This is a genomic window from Enterocloster citroniae (genome assembly GCF_040545455.1).
GTDB classification, from domain to species: Bacteria; Bacillota; Clostridia; order Lachnospirales; family Lachnospiraceae; genus Enterocloster; species Enterocloster citroniae.
This window is the reverse complement of record NZ_JBEPLZ010000036.1, coordinates 1-16,040: the sequence shown is the minus strand read 5'-3', so window position 1 is coordinate 16,040 and position 16,040 is coordinate 1. Positions and strand designations below refer to the sequence as shown.

At 47.2% G+C, this 16,040-nt stretch carries 12 protein-coding genes; 10 read left to right on the top strand and 2 right to left on the bottom strand.

Annotated elements, in window-relative coordinates:
- Positions 1–33: 33 nt before the first annotated feature.
- Both ABID13_RS26375 and ABID13_RS26370 read right to left on the bottom strand, forming a co-directional pair.
- A complete protein-coding gene (locus ABID13_RS26375; protein WP_048929234.1) occupies positions 34–867 on the bottom strand; it encodes a deoxyribonuclease IV in 834 nt (277 codons plus the stop codon).
- 90 nt (positions 868–957) lie between these two features.
- A complete protein-coding gene (locus tag ABID13_RS26370; protein WP_048929233.1) occupies positions 958–1,908 on the bottom strand; it encodes an alpha/beta fold hydrolase in 951 nt (316 codons plus the stop codon).
- Positions 1,909–2,159: 251 nt separating this feature from the next.
- Between ABID13_RS26370 and ABID13_RS26365 the strand changes: the two genes are divergently transcribed.
- From ABID13_RS26365 to ABID13_RS26320, 10 genes are all read left to right on the top strand, one after another.
- Entirely contained in the window at positions 2,160–2,930 is a 771-nt protein-coding gene (locus ABID13_RS26365; protein WP_007862599.1) for a ParA family protein, read from the top strand.
- Positions 2,930–3,853, top strand: a complete 924-nt coding sequence (locus ABID13_RS26360; protein WP_048929232.1) for a ParB/RepB/Spo0J family partition protein — start codon at positions 2,930–2,932, stop codon at positions 3,851–3,853. The genes ABID13_RS26365 and ABID13_RS26360 overlap by 1 nt, the downstream gene beginning before the upstream one ends.
- Positions 3,854–3,876: 23 nt before the next feature.
- Positions 3,877–4,389, top strand: a complete 513-nt coding sequence (locus tag ABID13_RS26355) for a DUF4446 family protein (RefSeq protein ID WP_048929231.1) — start codon at positions 3,877–3,879, stop codon at positions 4,387–4,389.
- A gap of 1,895 nt (positions 4,390–6,284) precedes the next feature.
- Entirely contained in the window at positions 6,285–8,765 is a 2,481-nt protein-coding gene (locus tag ABID13_RS26350; RefSeq protein WP_007862592.1) for a C39 family peptidase, read from the top strand.
- 179 nt (positions 8,766–8,944) lie between these two features.
- Positions 8,945–9,553 (top strand): hypothetical protein, encoded by a 609-nt coding sequence (locus ABID13_RS26345; protein ID WP_007862590.1) that lies wholly within the window; start codon positions 8,945–8,947, stop codon positions 9,551–9,553.
- Positions 9,543–10,313, top strand: a complete 771-nt coding sequence (locus tag ABID13_RS26340; protein WP_007862589.1) for an ABC transporter permease — start codon at positions 9,543–9,545, stop codon at positions 10,311–10,313. The genes ABID13_RS26345 and ABID13_RS26340 overlap by 11 nt, the downstream gene beginning before the upstream one ends.
- Complete coding sequence (locus ABID13_RS26335) at positions 10,300–11,004, top strand: ABC transporter ATP-binding protein (RefSeq protein ID WP_045091574.1); 705 nt, start codon at positions 10,300–10,302, stop codon at positions 11,002–11,004. The genes ABID13_RS26340 and ABID13_RS26335 overlap by 14 nt, the downstream gene beginning before the upstream one ends.
- A 184-nt stretch (positions 11,005–11,188) precedes the next feature.
- The gene (locus ABID13_RS26330; RefSeq protein ID WP_007862587.1) at positions 11,189–12,265 is read left to right on the top strand and encodes an ABC transporter substrate-binding protein; all 1,077 of its coding nucleotides are present in this window, start codon (positions 11,189–11,191) and stop codon (positions 12,263–12,265) included.
- A gap of 324 nt (positions 12,266–12,589) precedes the next feature.
- A complete protein-coding gene (murA, locus tag ABID13_RS26325) occupies positions 12,590–13,882 on the top strand; it encodes a UDP-N-acetylglucosamine 1-carboxyvinyltransferase (RefSeq protein ID WP_048929229.1) in 1,293 nt (430 codons plus the stop codon).
- Between the two features lie 157 nt (positions 13,883–14,039).
- Positions 14,040–15,869, top strand: coding sequence for a bifunctional metallophosphatase/5'-nucleotidase (locus ABID13_RS26320; RefSeq protein WP_048929228.1), 1,830 nt, complete (start codon positions 14,040–14,042; stop codon positions 15,867–15,869).
- Positions 15,870–16,040: the final 171 nt, after the last annotated feature.

Below are 16,040 nucleotides of genomic sequence, written 5' to 3'. Positions count from 1 at the left end.
TATTTGTAGTAAAAACCTATTTCTAATATTTAATTATAAATCAGCAGCTTCCCGCATCATGTGAATTTCTCTCCTATAGCCATCTAAATCATTCGGAGTTTCTAAATAGAATGGAAGCTTGCTTAAAATGGGATGAGTCACAATTTTATAAAAAGTATCAATTCCTATGTGACCTTCGCCAAGTCTGGCGTGTCTGTCCTTATGTGCGCCCAATGGGTTTTGGCTGTCATTTAAGTGAATTGCTTTTAGACGATTTAGCCCAATCACCTGATCAAACTCGTCCAGTACTTCTTCTAAATGATTGGCGATATCATATCCTCCGTCCCACACATGACAGGTATCCAGACATACTCCCATATGGTCTGATAAATCTACTAAATCAAGAATTTGTTTTAACTCTTGAAATGTCGCACCGATCTCACTGCCTTTGCCTGCCATGGTTTCCAGCAGGACAGTAGTGGTCTGTTCGGAAGTGAGAATTTCATTGAGCATTTCAGCTATATATGAAACACCAACATCCACCCCCTGTTTGACATGGCATCCCGGATGAAAGTTATACATATTCCCCGGTGTATACTCCATTCTTACAAGATCGTCTGCCATGGTACGTTTGGCGAAATCCCGTAACCTTGGATCTGCGGAACAAGCATTTAAAGTGTAAGGGGCGTGCGCCAGGATAGGAGAGATGTCTTCCTCCTCTGTTTTAAGTAAAAAAGCTTTTACATCTTTTTCGTTAATTGCTTTAGCATTTCCACCTCTTGGATTCCGAGTAAAGAACTGGAAAGTATTGGCATCAATTTTGACTGCATCTTTTGCCATTGCTTGGTACCCTTTTGATGAGGATAAATGGCATCCTATTCGTATCATATGAATTATTTCCTTTCCTTGAGATAATAAATAAAACGGTTCGGATCAATGGTATCCGAACCGGATGTTTCACGTGAAACATATTTAAAGCTATGATAGGAAGGTTTGAATTAACTGGTAAACCTCAGAGGGCTTTTCTAAATGAGGAGTGAGCTTTGTGTTGGGAATAGAAGCTGTCTCCACGGCCGGATTATAGTCCTTATATTCCGACATCAGTTCTTCCATTTCATCAAGAGCAGCACCACCTATCAAATAAATGCTGTTATCTATCTTTTTTAAAGCATTTACAATATTACATTTCACATAATTGCACTCAAGACTGGCATATACAGATTTTGGTGATTCTCCCAAATGTGCTGCTTCATGATATGCATCTATCATGCCCGCCCTTACAGAATAAGGATTATAGTAATAGTTTGTCATAAATTCTTTGGTAAGTGCCTGTTTACTGCATGATATGTGATAGATTAAAGTTCCTACAATTGGAAGATCCAACATAAATTTATATAGTTTTACATTCTTTCCGGGTAACTGGCTGGAAGATAAAATGCTTTCAGGGTTGATAAACATAAGCTGGTCAAACAGTTCCGGGGAATTGGAACATGCCATAATTCCCAGAGTGGACGAGGAACCGGAAGAAAGCATATCAGTCCGGTGACCGATCTCAGACTTGATGAAGTCGCAGAGCAGCTGTACATACAGATAATTGGTATAAGTCAAATTAGGCTTTTCTGAACGTCCAAAACCTAACAGATCAATGGTATAGACGGTATGATTTTCTGCAAGCTTACCAACCAGATTCTTCCACTCGTATCCGCTGGAAGCAGGTGTAAGGTCATGGACCAGGAGAAGTGGTTTTCCACTGCCGGTCCTGGTGTAATAAATATTACCCAGACGCCACTTGTAACAGAGAGCTTCCGGCTCACCTAATACATTACGGGATGTAGCTGATAGTTTGATTGCTTTATTAATAAGAGCAGTGGTAGTGGCTGCTCCAGCTGACAGTATGAGTAATGTTAATAATTTACTTCTTGTTTTCATTCAATTATACTCTCCTGGTTTTGGTTGTTTTATCTATTATAATACAAGCTGGGGGCTATTACAACGGGTAGAGGATTAAATTATTCTTAAGAGTTTTATGACATAAAAATGTTTCACGTGAAACATTTTTTGTATAAAACGGTAAAATTATGAGTTTCTAAGAATTATGCATAGGAAAAGAATTAGAGTTGTGATATAATCGTAAAAGTAATCGAAGAAGGCTTATTTTTTCGAGAAAGGAATCAATACAAATGGGACGAATAATAACTATAACCAATCAGAAGGGCGGGGTTGGGAAAACGACCACGGCCATTAATCTTGCCGCCTGTCTGGCTGAGGCCGGTCAAAAGGTAATGCTGGTGGATTTTGATCCCCAGGGAAATGCCAGCAGTGGTCTGGGATTGGAACGGGAGGATTTTGATAAAACAGTATATGACATGCTGATCGAAGAGGAACCTGTTGAGGAGTGTATTATAAATGAGATACAGCCGAATCTTGATATTCTGCCCTCGGATATGAACCTGGCAGGTGCGGAAATCGAGTTTCAGGAAGTGGAAGATAAGGAAAAACTTCTCAGTAATTGTCTGAATCAGGTACGTGATACATATGATTTTATTCTGATTGACTGTCCCCCATCTTTAAATATATTGACAATCAATGCACTGACAGCAGCGGATACGGTGCTGGTTCCCATACAATGTGAGTATTATGCTCTGGAGGGACTGAATCAGGTACTAAAAACAGTAGATCTTGTGAAGCGGAAGCTGAACCCGGGTTTGGAACTGGAGGGTGTGGTATTCACCATGTATGATGCAAGGACTAACCTTTCCTTGGAGGTTGTGGAAAGTGTTAAAAGCAGTTTAAACCGAACAATTTATAAAACCATTATTCCAAGAAATGTCCGTTTGGCCGAAGCTCCCAGCCATGGTATGTCAATTAATTTCTATGATTCCAGATCAACGGGGGCTGAAAGCTATAGAATGCTTGCGGCAGAAGTAATGAGCAGAGGAGAAGAGTTGTAATGGCAAAGAAGGGTTTAGGAAAAGGATTGGGTGCCATTTTTGGTGAGGATGTTATAAAAGAAAGCGAAGAAGATATTGCGAAAGCCAAGGCGGCGGCAACTGATAAAGGGGAAGAAAAGGGCAGCGAGTTGATGATCAAGCTGGCTTTGATTGAACCAAACAAAGAGCAGCCGAGAAAGGATTTCAACGAGGAACAGCTTTGTGAACTGGCTGAATCCATTAAACGGTACGGTGTTCTTCAGCCGCTTTTAGTACAGAAAAAAGGGACCTTTTATGAGATCATAGCCGGAGAACGCAGATGGCGGGCCGCGAAAATCGCGGGCTTAAAGGAAATTCCAGTTGTACTAAGAGAGTATAGCAAACAGGAAAGTATGGAGATCGCACTGATAGAGAATGTGCAGAGGGCTGACTTAAATCCAATTGAGGAAGCCTTGGCTTACCAGCAGCTGGTAAAAGAATTCCATTTAACTCAGGAAGAGATTGCAGTCAGGGTTGCAAAAAATAGGGCCACCATAACAAACTCCATGAGACTTTTGAAACTGGATGAACAAATACAGGAAATGCTCATACAGAACCTTATATCCAGTGGACATGCCCGGGCATTACTGTCATTAGATGACAAAGTGCTTCAGTTAAAAGCAGCAAAGCTTATTTTAGATGGAGCTTTGAGTGTCAGGGAGACAGAGCGTCTGGTAAAACGTTTAGCTAAGGATGCGGCTGATGGTCATGAGGAAAAGAAGGAAAAGTCCAAGGATGAAACCCTTGCTATCATATACCAGAATCTGGAAGATAGAATGAAAACCATTATGGGTACAAAGGTAAGTATCCATAATAAGGACAAGAATAAGGGCCGGATAGAGATTGAATATTATTCGGAAGCAGAATTAGAGCGGATTGTGGAAATGATTGAATCTATTCGTTAGACACAAAGGAGAGAAGATATACAATGGAGAACAGCATTTTAAATCAATGTCCATTTGATCCCGCATATATTATTTTGGGACTTATGACAATAGTGGTCTTGCTGCTGATACTGGTCATTGTGACAATGGCAAAGCTGAGAAAACTGGACCGCAAATACGATTATTTCATGCGGGGCAAGGATGCGGAAACTCTGGAAGACATGATTATGGACGAGTTGGATGAACTTCGTGATTTGAGGGCAGAAGACAGGTCAAATAAGGATTCCATCCGGACTCTGAACCGCAACTTCAGGGCTTCTTTCCAAAAGTATGGTATTGTAAAATATAATGCGTTTAAAGGCATGGGAGGAAATCTCAGTTTTGCATTATCTGTGCTGGACTATACCAACAGTGGGTTTGTTATGAATTGTGTCCATAGCAGGGAAGGCTGTTATCTCTATATGAAGGAAGTAGATATGGGCCAGACAGACATTGTTCTTGGAAATGAAGAACAGGAAGCTCTGGAACAGGCATTGGGATATGTGAAAAAGAATTGATCAAGGATTCTACAAGAATTTACATAAATTTACAGAAACCGGAGTTTCCGCCGTAGATATGGAAACTCCGGTTTTATATTATTTTTGAAGAAAAAACAAAAGAAAGGGGCAGAGTGAGAAGAACGTGCATATGATATTGGTAAGAGAAACTTGGTAAAGGAAGAGTAAATGCAGGATATAGAGTATCTGAAAAGTATGTATCCGTCAGGAATTAAAATACTTCAGGGATATGTATCAGAAGCATGTGACAGACTGGATTATAAAAACAGTCCCATGTATGATGAGTATCCGGATCATCTGATGATAAACCGGCTATGTGATTCCATCTATAATACAGTCATTTCATCCGAAGGGCCGGAGCGCGTGCAAAGCATGTGGAACATAACGGAAGCAGATAAAAGCGCTTTGGAGATGGCGGAACTGAAAAAGGATATGCAGCGTCTGGACATAATCCCGGATTATTCAGATCAGGGACCAGATAACAACATGGTAAAGGCACAGGATCATAATTCAGAACATATAGCGGAGTCAACTTCCATACGTGCGGTTAACACGGGTGGGAATGGAAGTCGTTCTAGCCTTTTAAAAAATAGTAATGAATTTGATAATGGGTTTAATGTACATTCCCTGGAAGAAAAAATGGAAATCCAGGAGATGAGAGGAAAGGAAATGGCTAGGACGCAAGGCGGAAGACCGCCCATGGGACCAGGCCAGGGTCAGGAAAGACCGCCTATGGGACCAGGGCCGGAGAGACCGCCTATGGGACCAGGCCAGGGCCAGGGAAGACCGCCCATGGGACCGGGTCAGGGCCAGGGAAGACCGCCCATGGGACCAGGGCCGGAGAGACCGCCCATGGGACCAGGCCAGGGTCAGGAAAGACCGCCTATGGGACCAGGGCCGGAGAGACCGCCTATGGGACCAGGCCAGGGCCAGGGAAGACCGCCCATGGGACCGGGTCAGGGCCAGGGAAGACCGCCCATGGGACCAGGGCCGGAGAGACCGCCTATGGGACCAGGCCAGGGCCAGGGAAGACCGCCTATGGGACCAGGCCAGGGCCAGGGAAGACCGCCCATGGGACCAGGTCAAGGCCAGGGAAGACCGCCCATGGGACCAGGGCCGGAGAGACCGCCTATGGGACCAGGTCAAGGCCAGGGAAGACCGCCTATGGGACCAGGTCAAGGCCAGGGAAGACCGCCTATGGGACCGGGTCAAGGCCAGGGAAGACCGCCCATGGGACCAGGACCAGGAAGACCGCCTATGGGACCGGGTCAAGGCCAGGGAAGACCGCCCATGGGACCAGGGCCGGAGAGACCACCCATGGGACCAGGTCAAGGCCAGGGAAGACCGCCCATGGGACCGGGACCAGGAAGACCACCCATGGGTCCAGGTCCTGTAAGGCCGCCGCAGCCGCCGAGACCGCCGCAGCCGCCGAGGCCGTTACCCCCGCCGCCCAGACCGCCGCAGCCGCCGAGGCCGGTACCCCCGCCGCCCAGACCGCCGCAGCCGCCGAGGCCGGTACCCCCGCCGCCCAGACCACCGCAGCCGCCGAGGCCGGTACCCCCGCCCCCGAGGCCGGTACCCCCGCCCCCTAGGCCGGTACCCCCGCCGCCCAGACCAAAGCCGGATCCAAGGCAGTCATGGCTTAGGGATATGATCAAGGTGCTGCTTCTCAATGAGATGTTTAACAGGCGGTGTTCAAGGGGATTTTGTATCTTTTAGAAAAGGAACGATCGTTTGAATGATCACACCATATATACCCGGTTATTTAATAAAGGCTGTACCAGGGGTTTAGCATTAATAAAATTTAGAAAAGATTAAGTTGTAGTTTTCATGGTTATTATATAAAATAATAGAAAGATACAAAACAAACCTGTTTATGAGGAAACGATTCACATATGAAAAGAACATTACAAAAAGTAGGGATTTTATTCCTGATATTTATAACGGCCATTATCGTTTATTTTGTAAGTGCCAGAAATACCATGGAGAAGGAGTATACTGTATACACCTCTATGGATGAACCGGAACTGCCGGTCATATATACTGAGTTAAATGGAAAAGAGATCAACTGCCTGCATGGTTATATGCAGGAGATGGGGAATCAGGCAGCCAGGGAGAGTATCTCTGTGCTGCCTGAAAACCGTGGAATGAATATACGGATTGCGGAATATGGAAATACCATTACAGGTATCAGCTATGAGGTGAGAAACCTGTCCATGGACCGGCTGATCGAACGGACCGAGCTTTCTCAATGGGAAAGCAGTGGTGGAAGTACGGAAGCCACGCTGCCGATCCAGAATCTTTTGATCAGGAACGAGCCGTATTTCCTTACGTTGACGGTCAATACCAGCGAAAAGACGATCCATTATTATACCAGGATCATGTGGCCTGATAACACGTATGCGGATGATATGGTGACATTGGCTGAAGAGTTTACCAGGAAGAGCCTGGATTACAATCAGGCCAGGGACCTTGTGTCATATCTGGAGACCAGTGATACGGAGGATAACAGTTCTCTTGGACATGTTACCATCAGGGCCAGCTTTAATCACCTGACCTGGGACGGAATGGATGTGGAAATGGTGGGAGAACCACAGATAACACTTCAGGAGTTTGACGGGATCATGGGTCAGGTCCGGGTCAGGTATACGGTATCCCTGGAGGAAAGCGGCCATACGCCCGTTCTGATCGATACCGAGGACAATTTTACCATGAAATGGAATGAACAGCGCATCTATCTCATGAATTATGAGCGGAATGCAAATGAGATATTTGAGGGAAGCGCGGAAGCATTTTCAGGTAAGAAAATACTCCTTGGAATTACAAATGATACCATGGTGAGAGCTGCCAAAAGTACAAATTCCCAATATCTGGCCTTTAAAACAGGGGGAGATCTGTGGTGCTACGACCAGAAGGAAAACCAGATGGTGCGTGTATTTACATTTGACAGCAGCCAGGATGACGGTGTCAGAAGTAATTACAATAAGCATGATGTGAAAATATTATCTGTTCAGGACAATGGAACCGTGGATTTTCTTGTCTATGGATATATGAACAGGGGTAAATATGAAGGACGAATGGGAATCGTGTTTTACAGCTATGATTGGGCACAGGATACGGTCAATGAAAAATTTTATCTGCCGGCCACGGAATCCTTTGAAAAGATCCGGGAGGATGTAAACAACCTTTCCTACCTCAGTGCCAATAATATGATGTACCTGATGGTGGAGGGAAGTGTGTATGGGATCGATCTAAAGAGCAATGAGTCTTTGGTGGTTGCCCAGGGCCTTACAGAGGGAAGTTTTGCAGTAAGCGGGGACGGAAGCCGCGTTGCCTGGCAGGAAGGTTCCAAGCTCTATGAGTCGGATAAGGTGCATGTGATGGACTTTAACACAGCCCAGAAACAGGAAATCGTAGGAGCTCAGGGAGATTATGTGAGAGTGCTGGGATTTGTCGGGAATGACCTGATCTACGGTCTTAGCAATTCCAGGGACAGCTGGATCGTCAATGGGCGGAGAAAGGGAAGCCCCATGTACGCTATGTATATTGTGGACAACCAGATGCAGGTGGAAAGCGAGTACAGGAAAGACGGAATTTACATTGCCGATGTGGTGGCTGAGGAAGGCAGGATCCATCTGAAGCGCCTGGTGCGTTTGGGGGAAAACCAGTACATGTACCAGGACCAGGACACCATTGTCTGCAATCAGAAGGTGGATCAGGATGTCATGGCAGGTATCGGGTATTTTGCTTCCAAGGAAAAGGGAAGGGTATATTTTGTACAGGCGGACCATGATACAAATGCGGACAAGGTGAAGACATCAGCGCCAAAAGCATTTTCCTATGAATATACAAGCACCCTGGATGTGAGTACGGCCAGCGCCGTGCAGGCGGATTCCGATATGGTATTTTATGCGTATGGGGGCGGCCATTATATAGGAGCATCCAGAAACTTCAGCACCGCGGTGTCAATGGCATATGGACAGATGGGATTTGTAACGGACGGAAACCAGCACATTGTGTGGGATAGGATTAACCGGAGAAATATCAGAACCATTAAATCGCCGGTGGATGAAGCCAGGAAGGTGACAAAGTACCTGGATTCCTTTACGGGAAGCAATATGTATGAGGACGGACTGATCCTTATTGATGCGGACGGTTGCAGTCTGAGCCAGGTGCTGTATTATATTGATAAGGGAATTCCCGTGATCGCCTATGTTGAGACAGGACAGTATGTACTGCTTTCAGGATACGATCAGTACAATGTGACCATCTATGATCCCCAGACACAGGAGACCAGGAAAATGGGACTGGGGGATGCCACGGAGTATTTTAATAATCTGCAGAATGATTTTCTGTGCGCCCTGTCCGTGAATTAGAGAATAGAAAGTCAAAAGCATAAAAGTTAAAAGTAAAAAGTCAAAAGTAGAAAGTCAATTTCTTCCAGTGCTCAGAGACAGGATATGGGCTGGGAGGGAGTTGACTTTTTTCTTGTTATTTGATATGCTGTATAAGCTGGTTAGGGTAATCTAACCTTGAAGGTGAGGAGAAATGAGGATTGACATATATATGGATTAATCCGGTAACGGAAAGTATGTATGAAAGCGGTATACTGGATGCATTTTTAAAAGCCCATGATCTGGACCAGGTGCGGTGTGAGACGGACTGGGGCCGGATCGTAAAGGACAAGTATAAAAAGCTTACTGAGGAAAGCGGGGAAACAGTGGCGGATGCACGATGTCCCATGGCCAGCGGACTGGTAAAGGATGTGATGAAGGTGGCAAAGATCGAGCCTATTCTGATCCACTGTGCAAGGGAGATCAGCGGACGGGAAGACTTGAGGGATGGAAAGAAGATCATTACAACCCCATGCCGTTCCCTGGCGGATATGGGCAATGCACTGAAGTTAAAGGATACCCGGTTTGTCACGTGGAACGGGCTGCTTAAGGAGCTGGGACAGAGCCCCAAGGGAAAGGTGATCGAGTCCAGCCCCATACCGCCTGGATTTTTTAAAGAGCTGGGATTTAAAACGGAGAGCCTCACAGGCAGGGAAGATATTGAGCAATATGTAAAAGGCGGGGAGTGGAAAACGGTCCGTCTGGTGGAAATGCTGTATTGCCACAGGGGCTGTCACAATGGAGATGGGGTGGTAAAGGATGAAGCATAGGTGGAAAAATGCGGCGGCGCCCCTCATTGGAATCGGGGCCGTATTGCTGGTGTGGTACATGGTAAGCCGGTCCGGTATCCTCAGCGCCTATGTGCTGCCTCCGCCGTCCAAGGTGCTGCAGAGTTTTATAAAAATGCTGGTCACAGGGGAGCTGTGGAAGGATATATATATAAGCTTTATCCGCGTCATGAAGGGATTTGCAATTGCCTTTGTGTTGGCCTTTGTCCTTGGAATGGCGCGGGCCCTGCTGCCTGCGTCCGGCAAATATTATGAGTATATGGTCCAGTTTTTCCGCAATGTCCCGCCACTTAGCATGATACCGCTTTTGATCTTATGGTGTGGGATCGGGGAGACAACGAAGACCGTGATCATTGTGCTGGCATCCTTTTTCCCCATGTACTTAAATATAGTAAAAGGGTTTACAGGATGCGACAGGAAGCTTCTGGAAGTGGGGGACATGTTTGGATACTCCAGAGGGCGTAAGTTCCTGCGGATCATCCTGCCCTATGCATCAGCGGATATTCTGGTGGGTATGCGCATTGGCCTGGGATACAGCTGGAGGGCGATCATTGGGGCTGAGATGGTGGCGGCATCCACCGGACTGGGCCACATGATCCTGTTTGCCCAGCAGATGTCCAGAACAGACAAGGTGATCGTGGGAATCCTGGTCATCGGTATGGTGGGATATGTGACGGATCGTATCTTTGCCCTGGCAATCAGTAAATTATTGAAAGGATCCTGTGATAATGGCTGGGATTGAGCTTATAAATGTACACAAACAGTACTTAGTGGAAGACAGGGCGGTCCAGGTCCTGAACGGCATCAGCCTGCAGGTCCCGTCCAACCGGATCACCGTGATCCTGGGACGCAGCGGATGCGGCAAAACAACCCTTCTGCGCCTGACAGGCGGTCTGGAGAAAGTGGACCAAGGGGAAATACGATACGGGGAATCCCACAGGACCGCCTTTGTATTCCAGGAGCCAAGGCTGATGCCATGGCTTACGGTGTGGAACAACATAAGGTTTGGGCTTGGCAAAAAGGAGCAGGACAGTAAAAAAATAGCTGACATTGTTGCTACCGTTGGACTGGATGGATTTGAGAAAGCTTATCCCTCCCAGCTTTCCGGGGGGATGCAGCAGAGGACAGCCATTGCAAGAGCACTGGCATATGAGCCGTCCTTTATTATGATGGACGAGCCCTTCGCGGCACTGGACTATTTTACCAGGGAGCAGATGCAAAAGGAGCTTATGCGGGTCCAGAAAAAACAGGGGAGCAGTATCCTGTTTGTGACCCACAGCATTGATGAGGCCCTGATCCTTGGGCATAAGATCGTAGTGATCGAAAAAGGGCTGGTAAAGGCCCAGTATCAGGTTCCTGAGACCACAGGGGAACGGAATCTGCTGGATGACATGTTTATTTCCCTGAAAAGGGATATTATAAAAAATTTGTAACAGTTCAGCACGGCGGGAAAATGGGTGCAAAAGCGGGCGTTAAGCTCGCTTATAAGTCCGTTTTTGCACCCATTTTCACATCGGATGGACATCCGATGCTTCTTGACCGAATTTTCCGGTCAAGAAGATGGGCCGTACTGAAAAGTTATAAAAATTCAAAGTAAGAATCAGGAGGATATGGATTATGAGACGATTAATGGCATTAGGAATGGCAATCTGCATGGGGGTGACAGCACTTACTGGGTGTGGCGGATCTTCCACGGGAGCAGCGACCGGGGCCCAGACAGAACAGCAGTCACAGACAGAGAAGGAATCACCAGAGGAGAGCAATTCCTCTGAGAGCGGCAAGGATGCAGGAAATACAGAGGAGAATACGGATACACAGAAAGCAGCGTCAGGTATTGACAAGCTGGTATTTACCTATGTGGTTTCACCTCTTAACGTACCTTCCATCATTGAAAAGAACCAGGAAATCTTTGCAAAGAGCTTTGAGGATATGGGGATTTCCGTGGAGTATGCGGAGATCAATTCAGGGGCGGACCAGACCCAGGCCCTGGCATCAGGGGATGTGCAGATCCTCTATGCAGTAGGCGCAACCTCCGTGATCCTGTCAGCTGCCAATGGAGCTGATATCAAGGTGCTTAACATGTACAGCCGGTCCCCCAAGGCATTCTGCATGTATTCCACGGATGACAGCCTGACCACACCGGAGAGCCTGAAGGGAAAGACCATTGCCGGACCGGCGGGCACAAATCTTCATGAGCTGCTGGTCGCCTATCTTGCAGAGGGCGGTATGACTATTGAGGATGTTAACTATGTGAATATGGGAATCCCGGATGCAAAAGCGGGCCTGGATGGCGGCAGCGTGGATGTGGCGCTGATCGCAGGAGCCACGGCTTATCAGGCAAAACAGCAGGGATACCACATGGTGGCTGACGGGGAAGGTCTGATCAAAGCCATCATTGCAGTGGCGGTAAGACAGGATTTTTATGATGCAAACCAGGATGTGATTGAGCGTTTCATGAAAGCCCAGGAAGAAATTTCCGGATTTATGCAGGATAACCAGGAGGAGGCATTAAAAATTGTGGCTCAGGAACTGGATTTGGAGGAAGAGGCAGTAAAGGAAATGTATGGATATTATGATTTCTCCATGGAAATCAGCGATGAGGACAGAGACGGCTTCCAGAAAACAGCTGATTTTATGCTGGAGTCAGATATGATCGAAGAAGCACTGGATGTAAATACACTGTTTTTTCAGTAAAAACCAATAAGCTCCGGTAAATGGTACGGCCTGAGATCATGTCTGTGGAATCTTTCCACGGACCTGGATCCGGGCCGTGTCCTTTTGTCTTTTTCCGGCAGTCTGCATGGATGTAAACAGACGGCGGAATATTTAAAGAGCCTTTGGATCAGCCCGCGGATGGAAGGGGCCGGGGCCTGTACGGCGCGTTTTACTTTACAAATCTGATTCTTATGGTATAATCTAAGAAAGATGTAAATAAATTATGAACAAATTTTTACGTAATTATTTAGGACTATTATCCATAGAAATGAGATTTGTTTAAATAAATATCAGAGGTGTGGAATGGAACAATATATAATCAAAGGCGGTAACCCGTTAGTGGGTGATGTGACCGTAAGCGGAGCGAAAAACGCTGCACTGGGTATCCTGGCCGCTTCGATCATGACAGATGAAGATGTTTTAATTGATAATCTGCCGGATGTGAGAGATATCAATGTACTGTTAGAGGCAATTCAGGAGATCGGCGCAAGGGTTGAACGGATTGACAGACACACTGTTAAGATTAACGCAGGCAATATAAAAGAAGTATCCGTTGACGATGAATATATCCGTAAGATCCGCGCCTCCTATTATTTTATAGGCGCTCTTTTGGGTAAGTATAAGAGTGCCCAGGTTCCCCTTCCCGGAGGCTGCAATATCGGCAGCAGGCCCATTGACCAGCATATCAAGGGCTTTAGGGCATTGGGAGCAGAGGTAGTTATTGAGCGCGGGGCAGTGATCGCCCATGCCATTGACCTGGTAGCAAGCCATATTTATCTGGATGTTGTTTCCGTGGGAGCGACCATTAACATTATGATGGCAGCCGCCCTGGCAGAGGGGCAGACCATTCTGGAGAATGCGGCAAAGGAACCCCATATTGTTGATGTGGCAAACTTCTTAAACAGCATGGGAGCCAATATTAAGGGAGCCGGAACCGACACCATCCGTATCAGAGGCGTAGACAGGCTCCATGGAACTGAATATTCCATTATCCCTGACCAGATCGAGGCAGGTACGTTTATGTGCGCTGCCGCGGCTACCAGAGGGGATATTATGATCAAAAATGTAATACCTAAGCATTTGGAAGCCATTTCCGCTAAGCTCATAGAGATCGGATGTGAGGTGGTTGAATTTGATGACGCGGTCCGCGTGGTGGGTAAACCGTCACAGCGCCACACAGATATAAAGACCCTGCCGTATCCTGGATTTCCAACGGACATGCAGCCTCAGATGTCGGTTGCCCTTGTGCTGGCCAGTGGTACAAGTATGGTGACGGAAAGCATTTTTGAGAACCGTTTTAAGTACGTGGATGAGCTGGCCCGAATGGGCAGCAACATAAAGGTAGAGGGAAATGTGGCTGTGATTGATGGAGTGAAGCGCCTTACGGGAGCGCAGGTAAACGCGCCGGACTTACGGGCAGGGGCGGCCCTTGTGATCGCAGGTCTTGCAGCAGAGGGATATACGGTGGTGGATGAGATCGGTTATATCCAGAGAGGGTATGAGTGCTTTGAGGATAAGCTCCAGGGACTTGGGGCAATGATCGAGAAAGTGGATTCTGACAGGGATCTTCAGAAGTTTAAGCTGAGGGTTGGATAATAGAGGTTGAAGAGCAGTCAGGCTGTACATGGTGATGGTATCCTATGTACGGCCTGATTTTTTTGGCTGTTAATGACTGGAAAAATGTTCCGCCATTGCCCTTTATGTGCTATAGTTAAATTAACCCTAAAAGTTCAAGTATGAGAGGAGGAAGTTCATGAAAGAAAGAATGAAACAAAGGCTGCTGTCACTGCTTCTGGCCGTGGGAATGATCTGTTCCCTTACAGCCGGTATGCCTGTCACTGCATTTGGCGCGGATCAGGATATTGTGGTGCTTTACACAAACGATGTCCACTGCGGAGTGGATGACAACATCGGCTACGCAGGGCTTTCACTGTACAAAAAGCAGATGCAGCAGCAGACACCCTATGTTACCCTTGTGGACGCAGGGGATGCCATTCAGGGAGCGCCGATCGGCACGCTGTCTGAGGGCGGATATCTCATTGATATCATGAACCAGGTGGGATATGATGTGGCTGTTCCGGGCAACCATGAATTTGACTATGGCATGGCAAGGTTTTTGGACCTGGCGGGAAAATTAAACTGCGGTTATTATTCCTGTAATTTTATCAGCACGGCAACAGGCGCAGCCGTGTTTGCACCTTATAAGATGATCACATACGGGGATACCAGGGTAGCATATGTGGGCGTGTCCACACCGGAGAGCTTTACCAAGTCCACTCCCGCTTATTTCCAGGACGGGGCCGGTAATTACATCTATTCCTTTTGTGAGGATGAAAGCGGACAGAGTCTGTACAGCCAAGTCCAGGCAAGTGTGGACGCTGCCAGGAATGAAGGCGCCGATTATGTGATCATGGTGGGGCATCTGGGAGAGACAGGGGTTACGGACCGGTGGAGTGCTGTTAATATAATCAGGAACACTACGGGAATCAATGTGTGTATTGACGGCCATTCCCATGAGACTACCCCAAGCATGACAGCAAAAAACAGGGACGGACAGGACGTAATCATTACCCAGACAGGTACAAAGCTGAACAACATTGGGAAGCTGACCATTGGCACGGACGGTACCATACGCACAGAGCTGGTGTCAGAGGTTTTGGCAATGGATCTGGCCAGGGACTATGTGGTCCGGAAGAACGACACCCTTAGCAGGATCGCAAAAAGGGAGCTGGGTTCCTATGACAGATGGATCGATATCTACAACCACAATCTGGACAAGCTTAAGAATGCGGACCTGCTGCCGGTGGGACTCCATCTGCTGATCCCCGGGGGAAGCATTGTCAATGAAAACGGAAAAGCAGTGGATTACACCACGGACCGCTTTATTAAGGGGATACAGAGCCAGTACAATGAGACATTAAAAACAGTGCTTGGGACCACTCCCTACCTGCTTACAGTAAACGATCCCGCAGACGGAAACCGCCGGGTAAGAAGCGGTGAGACAAATCTGGGAGATCTGACAGCGGATGCTTACCGCACACAACTGGGCGCTGATATCGGCCTTAGCAACGGCGGAGGCATCAGGGCTGATATTAAGCCGGGAAATATCACCTACAATGATACATTGGCAGTATTCCCTTATGGAAATATGGGGTGCGTGGTTGAGGCAACAGGACAGGTCATCAAGGATGCCCTGGAGATGGCGTCCAGGGATTATCCCCAGGAGTGCGGCGGATTCCTGCAGGTGTCCGGTTTGACCTACACCATTGATTCATCCGTGAACTCCAGTGTGAAACTGGATGAGAAGGGGAATTTCATCAGTGTAAACGGCCCTTACAGGGTGAAGGACATTATGGTAAACGGGGAACCCATTGATTTAAGCCGTACTTACACAGTGGCCTCCCACAATTATATGTTAAAGTCCAGAGGCGATGGTATGACCATGTTTAACGGATGCAATGTGATCAAGGATGAGGTGATGGTGGACGTGGATGTGCTGTCCTCCTATATCAGAAGCCTGGGCGGGGCTGTGACCGCAGAGTATGCGGATCCCCTGGGTCAGGGAAGGATAAGGATTCAGTAGTATTGGAAAAGAAGAGCAGGTTCATTATGTCACATAAGGACCCGCGGAGAGCTGCCGCTCTCCGGGGGTCTTTTTCTTGTGTCACAGTAAAAATAAACCACCTGCTCTGCAGGTGGAGGGAATATCTTCAGATAAAAGCAACTCCTGTGCTAAACTAGATGTAGGTCTGCA

Bases quoted from the DNA above. Each gene is read 5' to 3' on its own strand.
- murA (WP_048929229.1), top strand. From the start codon at position 12,590: ATGGAACAATATATAATCAAAGGCGGTAACCCGTTAGTGGGTGATGTG.
- ABID13_RS26320 (WP_048929228.1), top strand. From the start codon at position 14,040: ATGAAAGAAAGAATGAAACAAAGGCTGCTGTCACTGCTTCTGGCCGTG.
- ABID13_RS26340 (WP_007862589.1), top strand. From the start codon at position 9,543: ATGAAGCATAGGTGGAAAAATGCGGCGGCGCCCCTCATTGGAATCGGG.
- ABID13_RS26350 (WP_007862592.1), top strand. From the start codon at position 6,285: ATGAAAAGAACATTACAAAAAGTAGGGATTTTATTCCTGATATTTATA.
- ABID13_RS26375 (WP_048929234.1), bottom strand. From the start codon at position 867: ATGATACGAATAGGATGCCATTTATCCTCATCAAAAGGGTACCAAGCA.
- ABID13_RS26335 (WP_045091574.1), top strand. From the start codon at position 10,300: ATGGCTGGGATTGAGCTTATAAATGTACACAAACAGTACTTAGTGGAA.
- ABID13_RS26360 (WP_048929232.1), top strand. From the start codon at position 2,930: ATGGCAAAGAAGGGTTTAGGAAAAGGATTGGGTGCCATTTTTGGTGAG.
- ABID13_RS26365 (WP_007862599.1), top strand. From the start codon at position 2,160: ATGGGACGAATAATAACTATAACCAATCAGAAGGGCGGGGTTGGGAAA.
- ABID13_RS26330 (WP_007862587.1), top strand. From the start codon at position 11,189: ATGAGACGATTAATGGCATTAGGAATGGCAATCTGCATGGGGGTGACA.
- ABID13_RS26355 (WP_048929231.1), top strand. From the start codon at position 3,877: ATGGAGAACAGCATTTTAAATCAATGTCCATTTGATCCCGCATATATT.
- ABID13_RS26370 (WP_048929233.1), bottom strand. From the start codon at position 1,908: ATGAAAACAAGAAGTAAATTATTAACATTACTCATACTGTCAGCTGGA.